The sequence below is a fragment of the Caenimonas sp. SL110 genome, from assembly GCF_001044395.1.
Classification (GTDB): Bacteria; Pseudomonadota; Gammaproteobacteria; order Burkholderiales; family Burkholderiaceae_C; genus Ramlibacter.
Map to the genome: position 1 here is coordinate 25,175 of NZ_JANU01000037.1, position 17,008 is coordinate 42,182.

The following is a 17,008-nucleotide window of genomic DNA, read 5'->3' on the forward strand; positions in this document are numbered from 1 at the left end:
AATTATCTTCGACTCGCGTGTCATCTCCTGCTGCCGCCGGCCTCTCTGTCATCGTCATCACCCGGGATGAGTCCGAACGGCTGCGCGGCTGCCTTGAATCCGTGTCTTTCGCCAGCGAAGTCGTCGTGGTCGATAGTGGCAGCAAAGACGACACAGCGAGCATTGCAAGGAGTATGGGTGCTCGCGTCACCGAAACGTCCGATTGGCCCGGTTTCGGCCCCCAGAAAAATCGCGCACTCGACCTGGCCGCCGGCCCGTGGATTCTGTCCATCGATGCCGACGAGCGCGTGACACCGCAATTGCAGGCCGCCATCATCGCCGCGATCAGTCGCACCGATTTCGATGCCTGGGCCTTCGATCGGCGATCGAGCTATTGCGGCCAGTTCATGGCGCACTCGGGCTGGAGCCCGGATTACCTGGTGCGGCTTTTCCGCAAGGGCAGCGCGCGATTTTCAGACGACCTCGTTCATGAATCGCTGCGGGTCATGGGGCCCGATAGCAGGATTGGCCGCATCGACGCCAGCCACGGCCAACTGCTGCACGAGAGCTTTGCCGATTTCGAATCGGTGCTCGACAAGGTCAATCGTTATTCCACCGCAGGCGCGAGAGCCTTGCACGGCAAAGGCGTCAAGGGCTCGCTGGGCAAGGCCATCGGCCATGGCCTCTGGGCGTTTTTGCGCACCTACATTTTCAAGCGCGGCTTTCTCGATGGACGCCTGGGCCTGGCCCTGGCGATCTCCAATGCAGAAGGCACCTATTACCGTTATCTCAAACTATGGTTGATGCAGCGCCGTGGCACGCCCGGATGAAGATTGCTTTCGTTGTTCTGACCTACAACCGGCCCGACGCCTTGCTCGCCGTCCTGCGAGCGCTCGCGCCGCAGTGCCCGTCCGATGCAGTGGTCATCATTGCCGACGACGGTTCACGCGCTGACGCGGTTGCCGCGATGCGACAGGGCCTGCCGAAGTTTGCATGCCCCGTGCGCCATGTGTGGCACCCCGACATTGGTTTCACCGCGTCGCGCGCGCGCAATCTCGGCGCCTTCGATTCGCATGCGGACTATGTCGTGTTCCTCGATGGCGATTGCGTGCCGAGTCCCCACTTCGTCAGGGCGCACATCGCACTCGCGCAGCCCGGCTACTTCGTCAATGGCAACCGGGTCCTGCTCAGTCCCGACATGACGCGCCGCGTGTCGGCAACCGATGCGCCTGAACACATCGGCATGCTTGAGTGGCTTCGACTGCGAATGGCCGGCGACGTTAACAAACTGACGCATCTCGTTTACTGGGCAGGGGCTCCGGGTCGTGTAGAAAGCACGTTCCGCTGGAAAAGCATACGCAGCTGTAATTTTGGTGTCTGGTATCGTGACTTCGAGCTGGTGAACGGCTTCGACGAAACCTTCCATGGCTGGGGTCACGAAGATGCGGACCTGGTGCTGCGGCTGCATCACCTGGGATTGAGCCGAAAGAACGGTTTCCTGGCCACCGAGGTGCTGCACCTGTGGCACGACGAGTCGAGTCGCGACAGCGAGGAGCTCAACCGTGAAAGGGTGCTGCAGCGGATGAAGGGAAACCTGGTGCGTGCACAAAAGGGTCTGGCTGAGCTTGCGAGCGACCCCGCGCCAACCGTCACCACATTGAATTGAATTGAACCCAATCGACGATAGAGAGACTAACGAGCATGAATGAAACTCTGCAATGGCGCCGGCGCCAGATCGTGGGCTTGCTGGGTGCCACGGCTGCGCTGCCGGCGCTGGCCCAATTCCGGGTCGAAGTCACGGGCGTCGGCCTGACCCAGTTGCCCATTGCGATCGCACCGTTTCGCGGTGAAGCGGGCTCACCGCAAAAGATCGCCGCGATCATCCAGGCCGACCTCGAGCGCAGCGGCCAGTTCCGCGCCATCGATGCATCCAGCGCCAACCTCGACGATGCGAGTCCGCCCGACGTGGCACCCTGGCGGCAACGGGGCGCCGATTCGCTGGCTGTGGGCAGCGTGACGCGTCTGGCCGACGGCCGCTTCGATGTGCGATTTCGACTGTGGGACGTGGTTCGTGCGCAGGGCCTGGGCGCGCAGAGCTATGCAGTGACGGCGGCCGATTTGCGCCTGGCTGCGCACCGCATTGCTGACTTCATCTACGAAAAACTCACCGGCGAGAAGGGCATCTTTTCAACGCGCATCGCCTACGTCACCAAGGCTGCGAACCGCTACAACCTGTGGGTCGCGGACTCCGACGGCGAGAACGCGCAATCGGCTCTTGCGAGTGCCGAACCCATCATCTCCCCGGCGTGGTCGTCCAATGGTTCCCAGCTGGCGTACGTGTCGTTCGAGTCGCGCAAGCCGGTTGTGTACGTGCATGACGTCGCCACCGGCAGGCGCAGGCTCATCGCCAACTTCCGCGGCTCCAACAGTGCGCCCGCATGGTCGCCCGACGGGCGCACGCTGGCTGTCACGCTCAGCCGTGACGGCGGCTCGCAGCTCTACACCATCGATGCCAACGGCGGCGAGCCCAGGCGGCTCACGCAGTCAGCAGGCATCGATACCGAGCCGACTTATTCGCCTGACGGGCGCAGCATTTTCTTTGTGAGCGACCGCGGCGGCGCGCCGCAGATCTACCGGATGGGCGCCACTGGCGGCAACCCGGAACGCGTCACCTTTACCGGGAGTTACAACATCTCTCCCGCACTGAGCCCAGACGGCAAGTGGTTGGCCTACATTTCCCGGATCAATGGGCAATTCAAGTTGCAACTCATGGAACTGGGCGCAGGTAGCGTTACTTCCATCACCGATACGTCGGCTGACGAATGCCCGAGCTTTGCACCCAACGGCCGGCTCATCATGTACGCCACGCGCCAGGCAGGCGCCGAGGCGCTGATGACCACCACCCTCGACGGAAAGATCAAGGCCCGGCTTCGAGGGCAGGGCGGCGATATTCGCGAGCCCGACTGGGGTCCCTTTCAGAAATGATCCAGACCACCCGGGAACTGATTCCAGAATTCACACCATCAGGAGGTATTTGAATGATCAATCGCATGTTGCTGGCCCTTGGCCTTGCCGTCGCCATCGCAGGCTGTTCCAGCGTGCCACTTGAAGAGGCGCCCGTCGTTGACAAGGCGCCTGTCGTCGTGAGCGCAGGCGGTGCGGGCACGGGCGGAGTCGGCCAGTCGAGCGTGCGTCCGGTGCAGGCTGACGAGGTCGGCCCCAATCGCGGCGGCCCCGTCAATGTGTCGCGCCTGGTGTACTTCGACTACGACAGCTATTCGATCAAGCCCGAGTTCCAGAACCTGATCTCCGCCCACGCCAACTTCATGAAGCAGAACCCCGGCCGTCGCATGAACATCGAAGGCCACACCGATGAGCGCGGCGGGCGCGAGTACAACCTGGCGCTGGGCCAGCGCCGCTCCGAGGCAGTGCGCCGCGCTCTGGGGCTGCTCGGCGTGCCCGATGCGCAACTGGAGGCCGTGAGCTTCGGCAAGGAAAAGCCAGCGGTGCCGGGCTCGGATGAGTCGGCTTATTCGCAGAACCGGCGCGCAGAAATCGTTTACCGCTGATGAACGCGCCAACTAATTATTCGGCTGCTGCTGCTGTGCTGCAGCGCAGCACCGGCTGGCGCTCTTTGGCCCCCGCTGTGATGGCGGCTGTGCTCCTGGGCACGACGTCGTTCGCTTCGGCTGCGCTCTTCGAGGACGACGAGGCACGCCGCGCCATTCTTGACCTGCGCCAGCGTGTCGATGCCAACCGATCCGCAGGCGATCGCCTGGTCGACGACCTGCGCAATGACACACAGCAGATGCGGCGCAGCATGCTCGACCTGCAATCGCAGATCGAAACGCTGCGCGCTGAAATCGCCCGCATGAACGGCACCAACGAGCAGCTGATGCGTCAGCTCTCCGAATTGCAGCGCGGCCAGAAAGATATCGCCCAGGGTGTTGAAGAGCGCCTGCGCAAGGTGGAGCCCGCCAAGGTGTCTGTCGATGGGCGCGAGTTCATTGCCGACCCTGCCGAGTCGCGCGAATTTGAAGCGGCGCTGGCTGCGTTCCGCAAGGGCGAATTTCCGGCAGCGCAAACCGCGTTCGCAGAATTCATCCGCCGTTTTCCGCAGAGCGGATTTCGCCCCACGGCTCTTTTCTGGCTGGGCAACGCGCAGTACGCCAACCGCGACTATCGCGGTGCCATCGGCAACTTCCGAGCGCTGCTCACGGCTGCGCCAGATCATCCGCGTGCCGCAGAGGCCGTGTTGTCGATCGCCAATTGCCAGATCGAGTTGAAGGACAACGCTGGCGCCAGGCGCACGCTGGGTGAAGTCGTTGCGTCGTATCCGCAATCGGAAGCTGCACAAGCGGCCAGGGAACGGCTCGCTCGCCTTCGCTGAACTCAGCCGGTTCGTTCAGTATTTCGGTTCGTGTTTCCGGATAGCGTCCTTGACCCGGGAGGTCAGGGCGAATCCGGGGCCGTACTTTTCTGCCAATTCGGCGGCGCGTTTCTCGAACGCTTCAATGCCCGTGCCGTAGATGAACTGCATTGCGCCGCCCGTCCAGCCCGGAAACCCGATGCCGAAGATGGAGCCGATGTTGGCGTCATGCACCGTGGTCAGCACATTCTCTGCAAGGCAGCGTGCCGTCTCGACCGACTGGCGATAGAGCAGGCGGTCTTGCAGGTCGCGCATGTCCCACTTCACATCCGCGCGCTCGAACAGTGACTTGAGTTCAGGCCAGAGAAATTTCTTCGCGCCTTTTTCTTCGGGGTATTCGTAGAACCCGCCGCCAGCCGCACGGCCGTTGCGGTCCCATTCCTTGACCATGCGCTCCACGATCAGCTCGCCCGGCGTCGCAATGTAGGTGCCGCCTTCCGCCCGCATGTCTGCGCGGGTCTGGTCGAGCACGTGCACCGACAGCGAGAGGGCGGTTTCATCGAGCACGGCAAGCGGACCCACCGGCATGCCGGCCTGGATGCCAGCCTGTTCCACCACGGATGCGGGAATGCCTTCACCGATCATGGCCGCGCCTTCCATCACGAAGGTGCCGAACACGCGTGAGGTGAAGAAGCCGCGCGAGTCGTTGACAACGATGGGAATCTTGCCGATGGCCTGCACGTAGTCGAATGCGCGCGCCACGGTCTCGTCGTCGGTCTCCTTGCCGCGAATGATTTCCACCAGCTTCATCTTGTCGACCGGGCTGAAGAAATGGATGCCGACGAACTTCGCCGGGTTGGAACTGGCTTTGGCAAGCCCAGTGATCGGCAAGGTGGACGTGTTGCTGGCGAAGAACCCGCCGGGCGCCAGCAGGGGCTCGGCCTCTTGCGTGACCTTTGCCTTGAGTTCGCGGTTCTCGAAAACGGCTTCGATGATCAGGTCGCAGCCTTGCAGTGCTTCGACCGACGCCGTTGGCGTGATGCGCGAGAGCAGCGCCTGCTGGTCGTGCGGGCTCATGCGGCCCTTCTCGACGCGCGGCTGCGTGATCTTCACGCTGTAGTTCTTGCCTGCATCGGCCCTGTCTTGCGTGACATCGCGCAGCACGGTCTCGATGCCACGGCCGGCCTGCACATAGGCAATGCCGCCGCCCATCATTCCCGCGCCCAGAATGCCGACTTTCTTCGGTTTCCAGGGGGCGGTTCTGGCACCGCCCGCTGCAGCATCGGGCCGCGACTGCCCCGACTTGATCGCGTTCATGTTGAAGAAGAACGTGTTGATCATGTTCTTGGCCACCGGGCTCACGATCAGCTTGGCCAGATAGCGTGATTCGATGCGCAGCGCAGTGTCGAAATCAACCTGCGCACCCTCGACCATGGCCGCAAGCGCGTACTCGGGCGCGGGGTAGCGTCCGCGCGTTTTTTGCCGGAGTACTGCGGGCGCTACGCTGAGCATGGCCGCGATCTTGGGGTTGCTCGGCGTGCCGCCGGGCATCTTGTAGTTCTTGTCGTCCCAGGGTTGGTGGATCGGGGTGCCGGTGTGCTTGCCGATGAAGGCGAGGGCGGCTGGGCGCAGCGCTGCCGCGTCAGGCACGAGCTCCTGGACGAGACCCAGCTCCAGCGCTTCGCGCGGTGAGAAGAGCTTGCTTTCCAGGATGTACGGCTGCGCGCCCAACAGACCGAGCAGCCGCGTCATCTTGGTGATGCCCGATGCGCCAGGGATGAGGCCCAGCGTGATTTCGGGAAGGCCGAATTGAATCTTGGGGTTGTCCACCGCGACGCGGTAGTGGCCGATGAGTGCTACTTCCCAGCCACCCCCGAGCGCGGCGCCGTTCAGGCAGCTCACCACTGGTATGCCGAGCGTCTCCAGCGTGCGGAAGTTCTTCTTGGTTTGCTCGATCCCACGAAAGACCGCGGGCGCGTCGGCGGGCGTCAGGCGCATCGTGCCTTTCAGATCGGCGCCGGCAAAAAACGTTGTCTTGTTCGAAGCCAGGACGATGCCCTTGATCGCGTCCTTGTCCCTGACCACTTGCGCCGTGACGGCCGTCAGGTCTTCCTGCCATTGAGCGCACATCGTGTTGACAGGCGAGTCCGGCTCATCGAAGGTGATGGTGGCGATGCCCGATGAGAGTTCGTACTGGATGGTTTTCATATTGGCTGTCATTGCGGGCCTGACCCGCAATCCATGTTGAAAGCGTTAGTGGCGTTGAGATGGATCCCGGCTCAGGGCCGGGATGACAGCCCACATCAGATGCGTTCGACGATCGTCGCGATGCCCATGCCGCCGCCGACGCAAAGCGTCGCAAGCCCGTAGCGCAGATTCCGCCGGTGCAATTCATCGATCAGCGTGTTGAGGATCATTGCGCCGGTCGCACCGAGCGGATGCCCCATCGCGATCGCGCCGCCGTTCACGTTCACCTTTTCATGCGGCACACCCATCTCCTTCATGAACCGCATCGGCACTGCAGCGAATGCCTCGTTGACTTCAAAGAGATCGATCTGGTCGATGGTCAGGCCCGCTTTTGCAAGGGCCTTGCGCGCAGCCGGCATAGGTCCGGTCAGCATGATGGTCGGGTCGGCGCCAGAAAGCGCAGCCGCCAGGATGCGAGCGCGCGGCTTCAATCCGTGCGTCTTGCCTGCTGCTTCACTGCCGATCAAGACAGCAGCCGCACCATCGACGATGCCCGACGAGTTGCCGGCGTGGTGCACATGGTTGATGCGCTCGACCTGCGGATAGCGGCTGATCGCGACGTCGTCGAAGCCCATGTCGCCCAGCTGCTGGAAGGCGGGCTTGAGTGATGCCAGACCTGCCATCGTCGTGTGCGGCTTGATGAATTCGTCCTGCGCGAGGATGGTCTGGTCCAGGAAGTCTTTGACCGCGACGACCGAGCCGGCAAAGTAGCCGCCTTCTCGTGCGCGGGCTGCGCGTTTCTGGCTTTCCATCGCGAATGCATCGACATCGTCGCGTGAGAATCCTTCGATCGTGGCGATGAGGTCGGCGCCAATGCCCTGCGGCACAAACGATGTCGCACTGTTGGTTTCGGGGTCTTGTGCCCAGGCGCCGCCGTCGGAGCCGATCGGCACGCGGCTCATGCTCTCGACACCGCCTGCAACGACCAGGTCTTCCCAACCGGAGCGCACTTTCTGCGCGGCCATGTTGACGGCCTCCAGGCCCGATGCGCAAAAGCGATTGAGCTGCACGCCTGAGCACCGGTAGTCCCATCCGGCCTTGAGCGCGGCGACCTTGGCGATGACGGAACCCTGCTCGCCGATGGGGGAGACCACGCCCATCACCACATCGTCGACCTGGCCGGTGTCGAAGTCGTTGCGGCGCTGCAGTTCGGTGAGGACGCCCGCCAGCAGGTTGACGGGCTTGACTTCGTGGAGGCTGCCGTCTTTCTTTCCCTTGCCGCGCGGGGTGCGAACGGCGTCGTAGACAAAGGCTTCGGAAAAGGCTTCTCGCATGTCGGCTCCTCGTACGGCGCGTGCCGTGGCAATCGGAAGCAGCCAGTATATTCACCGCGCCAGCAGGGGCGGCGTGCGAGCAAGGGGCTTAGAGCACCGGCAAACCGCCGCAACTGAGGGGCGTGCGCAGTTCGTAGAGATCGAAGGTGTAGTCAACGCCGTCCTGCCCTTTGCGGGTGGTGCGCGGTTGTGCTTCGCTCAGCAGGCGGCAAGGCGCCGGCACGCGAACGGTCAGGTAGCGGGCCTTGAGAAGATCGAGGACATGGGCATCGCGCCCGTTGATGGTGAGCACCAGGGGTTGCTGCTGGGACACGGTAGTCCGGGTCCATATCCTTTCCAGGATGCCGGCGTTCGCGCGGCGTATGGCGTTTCGTCCGGCAGTACAGAGAGAATCGATGATGGGTTCCATGAGAACTTTCAAGCAAGAGCCAAAGCAACGGCAGCTGCAGTCGGTCGCCGCAAAGTCTGCCGATTGAATCACAAGGTACTGCTTTTAGAAGCGCGACTATATCTAAATAATTCACAAAAAAAGGAACTATCTGATGATCGAACGCACACTATTTGGACCGGACCACGAGGCATTTCGCGACAGCTTTCGCCGCTTCATCGAGAAAGAGATCGCGCCGTTCCATGCCGATTGGGAAGAGCAGGGCTACGTTGACAAGGCGGTCTGGAACAAGGCGGGCGCCAATGGATTTCTCTGCGCCACCTTGCCGGGTGAGTACGGGGGCGCCGGTGCTGACAAGCTCTATTCGGTCGTGCAGATGGAAGAACTCGCGCGCAGCGGGTTCACCGGCATCGGCTACAGCCTGCACAGTGAAATCGTCGCGCCGTACCTCCTGCATTACGGCACCGACGAACAGAAGAAGCGCTTGCTGCCCCAGCTCGCGAGCGGCGAGATGGTGGGCGCAATCGCCATGAGCGAGCCGGCTGCGGGCAGCGATTTGCAGGGCGTCAAATCCACAGCGATCAGGCAGGACGACGGCAGCTACCTGCTCAACGGCAGCAAGACCTTCATCACCAACGGCTGGCATGCCGACCTGGTCATCGTCGTCGCCAAGACCAACCCGCAGGCGGGCGCCAAGGGAACGAGCCTGCTGCTGGTCGAGCGCGGCATGGCGGGCTTCGACAAGGGCAAGCGGCTCAAGAAGCTGGGGCTCAAGGCGCAAGACACGTCAGAGCTTTTCTTCGACAACGTTCGTGTGCCGGCAGAAAACCTGCTGGGCGGCGAGGCGTTCGAGAACAAGGGATTCATTTGCCTGATGGAACAGTTGCCGTGGGAGCGGATGCAGATCGCAGTCACAGCTGTTGCTGCCGCGCAGGCCGCCATCGACTGGACCGTGCAATACGTGAAAGAGCGCAAGGTATTCGGCCAGCCTGTAGGCGCCTACCAGAACACGCGCTACAAGCTGGCAGAGTTGCAGACCGAAGTGCAGGTGGCGCGTGTGTTCGTGGACAAGTGCCTGGAACTGGTCTGCGACAACAAGCTCGACACGGCGACCGCCAGCATGGCCAAGTACTGGACCACCGACCTGCAGTGCAAGGTGATGGATGAGTGCCTGCAGCTGCACGGCGGCTACGGGTACATGTGGGAATACCCGATCACCCGCGCCTACGCCGATGCGCGCGTGCAGCGCATCTACGGCGGCACGAATGAAATCATGAAGGAAGTGATCACCAGGGCGATGGGGCTGGGAGGAAAGTAGGGCGGCTTGTCACGCTTGGCAATAACTGATGCGCTTGAACGCTACTTCTGCGCGCCGCACTGTGGCATCGTTAGCTTGAACAACCACGGCACAGCCATGAACCTCGTAGTAGCAACCCGACACACTGGCCCCCACATGCGTTTCGACGTCGAGGGTCGCTGGCAAAACGGCGATGCGTTGAAGCTCGCTTACATGATCAAGGCGGCCGCGGCCCGGCTCAAGCTCGATAGCGTCATCATCGACCTGCGCAGGGTCGTGACGCCACCCGATGCCCAGGGCAAGTTTCTGATTTGCGATCGCCTGCGCCGCGCGCTCACCATGAATACACGTGTGGGTGTGGTTGCGTTGCCGGAGCTGGTGGACTGCGAAGCGCCGTCACTTGATCAATGCCCGGATGTGGCCCGGTTCGATGCGGAGTCCGAGGCACTTCGCTGGTTGGACCGCCAGAAAGTCGTGCATTGAACCGTCGCTCGCCAGGCGAGTCGATTTGAACTGCGGTCTTAAAGGCTAGTATTTCCATAGAAGGCTAAATCTTCGGTGTTATATTCCCGCTTTGCGGGACCTCGGTGGTACCGCACAACGCATACCCCGGAGCTCAGAAGATGCTTATCACCGCAGCGTGCGCGCATGCGCACCATCAGGGTCTTTTTGACGTTTCTCCCGTTGAACCCATTGCCAGCAGTCCAAATCTCAACACGGAATTCCTGGTCGCCCTTCGTGAAGTCGGGCTCGGGCGCGCCCCAGGCAAGCGGGCGGACTGGCGGTCGGACTGCCGAGCGCACGCAGCCGATCAACCTGACCTGCAAGGCCTGGCCGCCGACTTCTGGGCTGCGCTGAGCAGCCGTGATTTGGTGCTGGATGTGCCTCCCGCAGACGCCCGCCTGATTGCCGATCTGCCGTTGCAAACATGGGCGGCATTGCGCGAACTGGTCAGGGAATCCGGCGAAGGCGCCTTGTCCCAGGCCAGCTTCGGGCCCGAGTTGGCACAGGGGAGCGCAACGATGGCCCAGGGCTTGCGCCTGCTCGGCGTCAAGCATCTCGAATTGCGTGCACCAGTCAGCAGCCGCGCCATGTATTTCAATGCGTCGCGCAGTACCTTCGACGAGGACACTTCGCCCTGGCGACCGACCATTGATGTGTTCTGTACCGAGAGCGATACGCTTCTCCAGGATATCTATGTGAATGACGGTTCCGTCGTTGTGGGCCACGGCCTGGATGGCCTGGATGTCACGGTGCACTACACCGATGAACAGGGCTATGTGTTGAGGTCTTCTCCTTTGCAGGTGCGATCGGCCGAACCAACCCGGATGGAGTTGCTTTTCGCCGATCTTCATCAAAGCAGGCGCGGCCGCGTGCTGGACCTTTCGGGTTGGACAGGGGAGCAAGCGCAAGCCGTACTCGCGCTAACCCAGAGTGATTGGAAGAACTGGCGCGCGAGTCTCTGGAAGGATGTTCTGGACATGGTGCTTGTCGGTCCGGACCTTGACACCATGAGCCCGCTGATCGACGGCGTCTACCAGCTGTGCACGCTGGACGTTGATGCAGAGGTTGATGCCGGCAGCCCTTCATATGCACTCCCGCTGCCTCCAGCGGCGACCGGCCAGGACGCGATCCTGCGCGCCGACCGGCAAACGCGAGATGCATTCTTCCAGTCAACCGGGAATGTCCAGGACGCCTTCCCCGACTTTGTGGCGGACGAGTGGTTTGACCGGCTGCTGGACGCCATCGATCCGGAGACTGGTACGACGCTGGACTTGTCCGAATGTCCGCAGGAAGTGGTCGACGTGCTGCACGAGTTCACACCCGCAGCATGGGACGCGATCGTCAAACATCCCGACGCCAAGGCGCTGAGCTCGATTTTCATGAGCCCAGAGCTGTACCGGGGCGGCTTGCTTCCGGTAGGGCTCGCGCAGTTTCTGGCCTGAGATTCCTGCGGTTCAGGATGTCGTGTCTGGGCCGGGGTCCGGTTTGGCGTCTGGCTTCTTGCTGAGGGCGCTGGCCCCCAGCTTTGCCAGGAATGAGCGTCGAACGGCGGCAGGTGCCGGCTCGGCGGGAACGGCTTGACGATCGGCTTCGGCCTTTTGACGTTGTTCGTCTTGTCGCACGAATTCCTGGAGCCGGCTTCGCATGCCGGGTGCACTCTGGGTCAAGTCGTACACCTGGTCGGCGACAAGGTTATGCACTGTCTTGAAGGCGAGCGACAGAGGGCCAAACAGGTCGATAGGGCTTCCGGGGGTCGTGGTGCGCCAAAGTTCGAGCAGCCTTTCCACATCCGCGCCAAACAAATTCAGTCGCGAATCGCTCAAGGCCCGGTCGGAGATGCATTGCTCGATCACCTGCGCCAGCACCAGATATCGGTCCTTGTCATTTGCGTCGATGTAAACATCGCACAGCTTGAAAAACAGAACCAGCTCGGGCGAAAGCTTCAGCATGTCCAGTATCTCTTGCTTGGCTTGCGCAATACTCATCCATTGCGCGAACTGAGCGGCTCTCGGGTTCGGTAGTCCTACAAACCACCGTGACTCATCGGTGCGCTCTGGACGAGTTGTCGAGCGTGCGATCGCCTCGACGGCTTTTGCCAATGGAATTGGCTTTGGTACGCCTGCTTGCTGCACAGCAAAAGGAGAACTGGTTTCGCTTCCATAAGAGTCAGTCTCCATGGACGATTGCGATTGGGAGCGCCTGAGCTGATTTTTCCTCGCATTCGCATCGGCGTGCTCATCGGGGAGCGAAGGGTTGTCAGTCGAAGAACTGGCGCCAAAACGGTCAACGGACCTTCGCGGGCTTCTGGCAGTCGCCCCGCCGGTGGAAAGCCATTGATTGCGTCTGGCCTGGGCCCTGGCGTCTGGGGTTTCGTGCTTTGACTCCGCAGCACGCAAGGATTCCGGCTCAGGCGGCTCCGGGAGTTGCATGTCTGCCGCAGGGCGCGGGTCCAGGCCCTGATTTTGAGTGACCGCGCCAAGGCCCATGAAGGAACTGGACCTGGGCGAACGGCTGGGGGATCGCAAGCGCAGCCCGCCGAGAAGACTTCTCAGGCTGCTCTGCGATCCGCTTCGCGTCAGGTTGGGGGACCTGATGTCGGCGTCGACCTGCATTCCACCTGTACCCGTGGAAGCACTGCTACCAGAGCCAGTGGGCGACTCTGCGCTCGCTGGCGGTGGCGTGCTCGGGTCAACCGAGACCGTGAGGGGCGCAGGCCGTGTTCTCAGGGCGTTTCGCGAAGGGGCTGATGAGCTGTTGGACATGATGAGTCTGGATGTGATGGGGTGAAGACAGATAGAGGTAGCAAGGTGCTGTGAGGTGAGGCGTCTGTCAGGCAAACCGTGAGATGTCGTGCGCGACTCTGGCCTGCATCGACGAGCTGCCAGGATCGACAGGGACAACGACGTCGTCATCGGCACCGCCCGGGCGCCACTGCTCGACCATCACCACGCCGCGCTCAATCAGGGCGTGCAAATCGTGCGGCGTGGAATCGAAGAGCTTGAAGACGCACTGGAGCAGTACGTCGCCGGTATCGGGGTTGCGGCTGAAAACGGGTGGGTTGACCTGCAGGGGTGCGAAGTTCGCATCCATCAGGGCTTGCAGGCCGGCCGCTGCATCGGGGCCGTCTTGCCCGAGAGGGCCGAATTCGAAGAGCACGAACACGTAGTCCGGGCAGGCGTGCGGGCAATGCACCAGGTTCACTGTCGCCCCGCGCAGCACCACATGGAACCCGACGCGCCCGACGGAGTCCTCTTTCAGGCGCGGGGTCGCAATCCCGACCAAGTCGCACAAACCGGCGCACAGGCCCTCGAAACTCGCAACAGCCATGAATGTTCCTACGAAACTCGCGTCACAACAGATTCCTATTACGAACTGTGTAACTTCACTTGCGGTTTCGTTCCGGGACGGGCCGGAAAGAAAAAATCCCCCGCCCTTGCGAGCGGAGGATTGAAGAGCCGGGGGAAGAAACTTGAAGAAAACCCGACCAGCCGGTTGGAGCGCGCAACGGTTGCAAGGTTCCCTGTTTGTTCAAGGTGATTTGCGTATCGGTTTTGTCCTACATGTGAATTTTTCACGAGCCCATCTCTACAGAGGGCAATAGCCAACTTCCTGCTGGCTTGACACGAGCTGTTTATGTAGGATTGCTCCGACACGACGCCTGTGCGTCATGAAAGAAGTCGGCCATGTCTGAACTCTCGGGAAGTGCGAACCCATCCAACCCGACCGAAGGCGATGCGCCTTCGTCGCGAGCCACGCGCAGTCCGTGGCTCGGCCTCAAGAAGATGGTCAACCGTCTGCAGGACTGGTTCGCGATCCAGTCGAACGGTGTCAAGGTCATGGTCATTGCACTGGCATTGACCATTCCGGCGCTGGCAATTTACTCGGTGACGCTTGTGCAAAAGCAGGCTGCCGTGGCCGAACAGGTCAAGCTCATGGTGTCTACCGAGAACGCAGCACCGTGGACCATCAACCCCAAGCTGCCAGTCGTGTTCGGCACGGGCTCGGTGCTGAGCTTTCTGGACAACAACCCGGCCGATCGCATCACCGTCATCTACAAGGCGCTGATGTGGAACGTGTCTGAACGCATCGTGCTCGTCGAATCGCAAGGCAAGCAGGTCGCCTATTACCCCAGCGACATGGAAACCAAGATCTTCGCGGACAAGGCCGTGACCGCGAGTTGGGGCAACAAGCTCGCGTTCGTGCCGCGCGCGGACCTCGACCCGGCAACGCTCGATGTGCTCGAGCGTCTGGACCAGCGGTTTGCCGGCGCGCGTCCTCAATCCGAGAAAGACGGCTGGAAGGCCGGCGTGAGCGCGCTGCTCTCGGCCACGTTGACCGTGGGCCTGCTGGGCTTTCTTTTCTTCCAGCTCAAGGGGCAGTTCAAGGCGCTGAAATTCCTGGAGCCATCACAAGTCAACGGCTCCATCCACGACCTGGTCGGCATGGACGACATCAAGACCGAGGTCGCGCAGATCAAGGACCAGTACCTGCGCCGCGCCGAGTACGCCGAGTACGGCATCATGAAGCCGTTCAACGTGATGTTCAGCGGCCCGGCCGGCACCGGCAAGACCAAGCTCGCGAGCTACCTTGCCAAAGAGCTGAACCTGCCGATTCTTTTTCATTCGGCTGCAAACCTCGAAACCGGCTACGTCGCAGGCGGCTCCAACACGCTGGCCCGCATTGTCGCGATGGCCAAGCGCCGCAAGCGCTGCATCGTCTTTCTGGATGAAGCGCAAGACCTGTTCATGAAGCGCGGCGGCCACCGCAAGTTCGATGACGACACGCAGAACATGCTGCTCGCCATCCTGGACGGGGTTCGCACCAAGAGCGAAGCCGAGATCATCTGGATCGTCGCCAGCAACTTCAACAGCGAGTCGATGGCGATGGACGAGGCGATGCTGCGCCGCTTCCAGATGAAGGTCGATTTCCGCATGCCCAACAAGCAGGAACGCCACGCGATCATCAGTCACTACCTCAGCCAGCGTGCCGACAAGGTGCTGCCCGATCTGGACATGCGCCATCTGGTGGAGCTGACCGAAGGGCGCAGCCCCGCCGATCTCGAAACCATCGTGAACCAGGCCGGCATTGCAGCCGTGCAGGTGGGCGGCATGATCGGTGACGCAACGCTGATGAAGGCCGCTGAACGCGTGATGGTGGGCAACGTGAACGAGAACACGACCCGAGAGCGCGAGCGCGATCGCCGCGTGATCGCAATCCACGAGTGGGGTCACTTCCTGGTGGATTTCGAGCTGGAACGCAAGCGTGCGGGCGGCGATTGGGAAGCCATCCAGTCCGACATGAAGACGATCAAGATTTCACTCAAGGCCAACCCGCGCAACAACGCACTGGGCTTCGTGTTTCACAAGCAGGGCGCGAACCTGCTCAAGACCAAGGGCGATATCGAACACGACGTGCGCGTGCTGCTCGGCGGCATGGCCAACGAAGAACTGTTCTTTGGCGAAGAGGGCACCACCAACGGCGCACACAACGACATCACGCGCGTGACCCGGCTGCTGCATCACGCGGTGGGCGAGATGGGCATGTACCGCAAGACGCGCCTGAACTTCGGTGCGCTGGCGAGCGAGGGCGGCGCAGGCCGCAATGTCGATGAGGAGACGCGCGGCATCATGGAGCAGCAAAGCGAGCGCCTCTACAGCGAAACAAAGCAGCTGCTGGCACGCCTGAAGCCGCTGACCGAGCACCTCACAGGCAAGTTGCTCGAAAAGGGCGAGATGAGCCTGCAGGAAGCGCTGTTCGAAATCCGCAGCTTTGAAGCGGCGTGCTACGAATTCAGCAGTCGCGTGGGGCTTGCCAGGGCACTTTGAGGACCGTGTTTCCTCTGTGCGCCGCTTCCTGCGCCAGGCTCGTTGAGCCCGGCGCGAACTGCCCCTATTAGGGCTTGGCTGGAGCCTTGGGGGCTGCCGCCTTCGGGGCAGCCGCTCCGCCAGCGGCTGCGGGCGGCGTTGTAATACCAAGCCGCTTGGCGACCGTCGCCTCCAGCGCGCGCACCTTCGGTTCAATCGTGCTGCGCGTTTCGGTCACGAGCTTTTCAACCAGCACCTTTTGCATCTCATCGGCCATGCGCTGGAACTTGGCGTATGCCGGCGATTCCATGATGGCGATGACTTGTTTGAGTTCGTCTTCGGTCAGCTTTTCTTCCAGCAACGCCCCGATCGTGCTGGGTGCAAGCCTGACAGCGCGCGCCTGAACGACAGGCGTCGCTTCTTCAAGGTACTTGCTGACGTCGGCCTTGATCTCGGCCGCGACGGCTTCCTGCCGCTCTTTCGGCACGCGGGCTTGCAGGGCGCCGCCTGCGTTGTTCATGAGTTCGACGGCGGGTTGCTCGACCAGCGTGCGGGCCATGGCTTCTATGCCGGGCTGCTGCTGCTTGATGATGCGGGCCGCGAGTTCTTTCTTGGCCGGTGTGGACTGAGCCTGCGCGGCAACGGCCACGACGAGGAAGGAGGAAGCGATGAGTATCTTTTTCAGCATGAGGCAATCTTAAACGGCAAGAAAAAGCCCGGCATGGAGCCGGGCGGTGCAAATTGTGAGCAACTGGCTCAGCAACGCGCGATCAGCGGCGGCGCGGATCGTTGGGAGCGGCATCCCGACGATTCGGAACTCCATCGCCGTCACGGTCACGGTCCACACGGTTAGGAATTCCGTCGCGGTCGCGATCACGTTCCCTGCGCTGGATGTAAACGGGATGGTTGGGCGCGTAGTAGGTGCCACCATCGTAATAGGCGCCACCGCCATAGTACGTGCCGTTGTAGTAGCCCCGATCAACGTAATACCCGCCGCTGTAAACCGGCGCGGTGTCGTAGTAGACGCCAGAGCCGTAGCCATAGGGGTTGCCGCCATAGGCTACGCAGCCGGACAGGCCGGCCACGGCCAGAAGGGAAAGAAGCAGTTTCATGAGGTCTCCTAGGAGGGCGTGGTGCCCGATGACC

General features: G+C 62.0%; 17 protein-coding genes. 10 read left to right on the forward strand and 7 right to left on the reverse strand.

Going from position 1 to position 17,008, the window contains the following annotated elements:
* Window positions 1-17 precede the first annotated feature (17 nt).
* The 5 genes from AQ12_RS16750 to ybgF are packed head-to-tail and all read left to right on the forward strand — an operon-like array spanning window position 18 to window position 4,369.
* Complete coding sequence (locus AQ12_RS16750; protein WP_048441094.1) at window positions 18-809, forward strand: glycosyltransferase family 2 protein; 792 nt, start codon at window positions 18-20, stop codon at window positions 807-809.
* Window positions 806-1,645, forward strand: a complete 840-nt coding sequence (locus AQ12_RS16755) for a glycosyltransferase (RefSeq protein ID WP_048441095.1) — start codon at window positions 806-808, stop codon at window positions 1,643-1,645. Before AQ12_RS16750 ends, AQ12_RS16755 begins: the two co-directional genes overlap by 4 nt.
* 35 nt (window positions 1,646-1,680) lie before the next feature.
* Window positions 1,681-2,964, forward strand: a complete 1,284-nt coding sequence (tolB, locus tag AQ12_RS16760; protein WP_048441096.1) for a Tol-Pal system beta propeller repeat protein TolB — start codon at window positions 1,681-1,683, stop codon at window positions 2,962-2,964.
* Window positions 2,965-3,017: 53 nt separating this feature from the next.
* Window positions 3,018-3,548: a peptidoglycan-associated lipoprotein Pal gene (gene pal / locus AQ12_RS16765; protein WP_048441097.1), complete on the forward strand. Its 531-nt coding sequence runs from the start codon at window positions 3,018-3,020 to the stop codon at window positions 3,546-3,548.
* Entirely contained in the window at window positions 3,548-4,369 is an 822-nt protein-coding gene (ybgF, locus tag AQ12_RS16770) for a tol-pal system protein YbgF (protein WP_048441098.1), read from the forward strand. Before pal ends, ybgF begins: the two co-directional genes overlap by 1 nt.
* A 15-nt stretch (window positions 4,370-4,384) precedes the next feature.
* On the opposite strand, the gene AQ12_RS16775 is transcribed toward ybgF, so the two are convergent.
* From AQ12_RS16775 to AQ12_RS16785, 3 genes are all read right to left on the reverse strand, one after another.
* Window positions 4,385-6,556: a 3-hydroxyacyl-CoA dehydrogenase NAD-binding domain-containing protein gene (locus tag AQ12_RS16775; protein ID WP_048441123.1), complete on the reverse strand. Its 2,172-nt coding sequence runs from the start codon at window positions 6,554-6,556 to the stop codon at window positions 4,385-4,387.
* A 95-nt stretch (window positions 6,557-6,651) separates the two neighbouring features.
* Window positions 6,652-7,869, reverse strand: a complete 1,218-nt coding sequence (locus tag AQ12_RS16780) for an acetyl-CoA C-acetyltransferase (protein ID WP_048441099.1) — start codon at window positions 7,867-7,869, stop codon at window positions 6,652-6,654.
* An 88-nt stretch (window positions 7,870-7,957) separates the two neighbouring features.
* Window positions 7,958-8,278: a hypothetical protein gene (locus tag AQ12_RS16785; protein ID WP_152682832.1), complete on the reverse strand. Its 321-nt coding sequence runs from the start codon at window positions 8,276-8,278 to the stop codon at window positions 7,958-7,960.
* A 133-nt stretch (window positions 8,279-8,411) separates the two neighbouring features.
* Between AQ12_RS16785 and AQ12_RS16790 the strand changes: the two genes are divergently transcribed.
* The 3 genes from AQ12_RS16790 (at window position 8,412) to AQ12_RS16800 (ending at window position 11,500) form a co-directional block, all read left to right on the forward strand.
* Entirely contained in the window at window positions 8,412-9,575 is a 1,164-nt protein-coding gene (locus AQ12_RS16790) for an acyl-CoA dehydrogenase family protein (RefSeq protein ID WP_048441101.1), read from the forward strand.
* 135 nt (window positions 9,576-9,710) lie between these two features.
* Window positions 9,711-10,037, forward strand: coding sequence for a hypothetical protein (locus tag AQ12_RS16795; protein WP_048441102.1), 327 nt, complete (start codon window positions 9,711-9,713; stop codon window positions 10,035-10,037).
* A 140-nt stretch (window positions 10,038-10,177) separates the two neighbouring features.
* A complete protein-coding gene (locus AQ12_RS16800; RefSeq protein WP_152682833.1) occupies window positions 10,178-11,500 on the forward strand; it encodes a hypothetical protein in 1,323 nt (440 codons plus the stop codon).
* 12 nt (window positions 11,501-11,512) lie between these two features.
* Here the strand turns inward: AQ12_RS16800 and AQ12_RS16805 are convergent, their stop codons facing one another.
* Window positions 11,513-12,235: a hypothetical protein gene (locus AQ12_RS16805; RefSeq protein ID WP_152682834.1), complete on the reverse strand. Its 723-nt coding sequence runs from the start codon at window positions 12,233-12,235 to the stop codon at window positions 11,513-11,515.
* A gap of 307 nt (window positions 12,236-12,542) precedes the next feature.
* On the opposite strand from AQ12_RS16805, the gene AQ12_RS16810 reads away from it, so the two are divergent.
* Window positions 12,543-12,845, forward strand: coding sequence for a hypothetical protein (locus AQ12_RS16810; protein ID WP_048441105.1), 303 nt, complete (start codon window positions 12,543-12,545; stop codon window positions 12,843-12,845).
* A 42-nt stretch (window positions 12,846-12,887) separates the two neighbouring features.
* Here AQ12_RS16810 and AQ12_RS16815 read toward each other — a convergent pair whose 3' ends face one another.
* Entirely contained in the window at window positions 12,888-13,385 is a 498-nt protein-coding gene (locus tag AQ12_RS16815) for a CesT family type III secretion system chaperone (RefSeq protein WP_048441106.1), read from the reverse strand.
* A 356-nt stretch (window positions 13,386-13,741) separates the two neighbouring features.
* On the opposite strand from AQ12_RS16815, the gene AQ12_RS16820 reads away from it, so the two are divergent.
* Window positions 13,742-15,883, forward strand: a complete 2,142-nt coding sequence (locus AQ12_RS16820) for an AAA family ATPase (protein WP_048441107.1) — start codon at window positions 13,742-13,744, stop codon at window positions 15,881-15,883.
* A 67-nt stretch (window positions 15,884-15,950) separates the two neighbouring features.
* Here AQ12_RS16820 and AQ12_RS16825 read toward each other — a convergent pair whose 3' ends face one another.
* Complete coding sequence (locus AQ12_RS16825) at window positions 15,951-16,550, reverse strand: hypothetical protein (RefSeq protein ID WP_238587748.1); 600 nt, start codon at window positions 16,548-16,550, stop codon at window positions 15,951-15,953.
* 82 nt (window positions 16,551-16,632) lie between these two features.
* Window positions 16,633-16,974 carry a hypothetical protein gene (locus AQ12_RS23205; RefSeq protein ID WP_152682835.1) on the reverse strand — a complete coding sequence of 114 codons (342 nt, stop codon included), beginning with the start codon at window positions 16,972-16,974 and terminating at the stop codon, window positions 16,633-16,635.
* Between the last annotated feature and the right edge of the window lie 34 nt (window positions 16,975-17,008).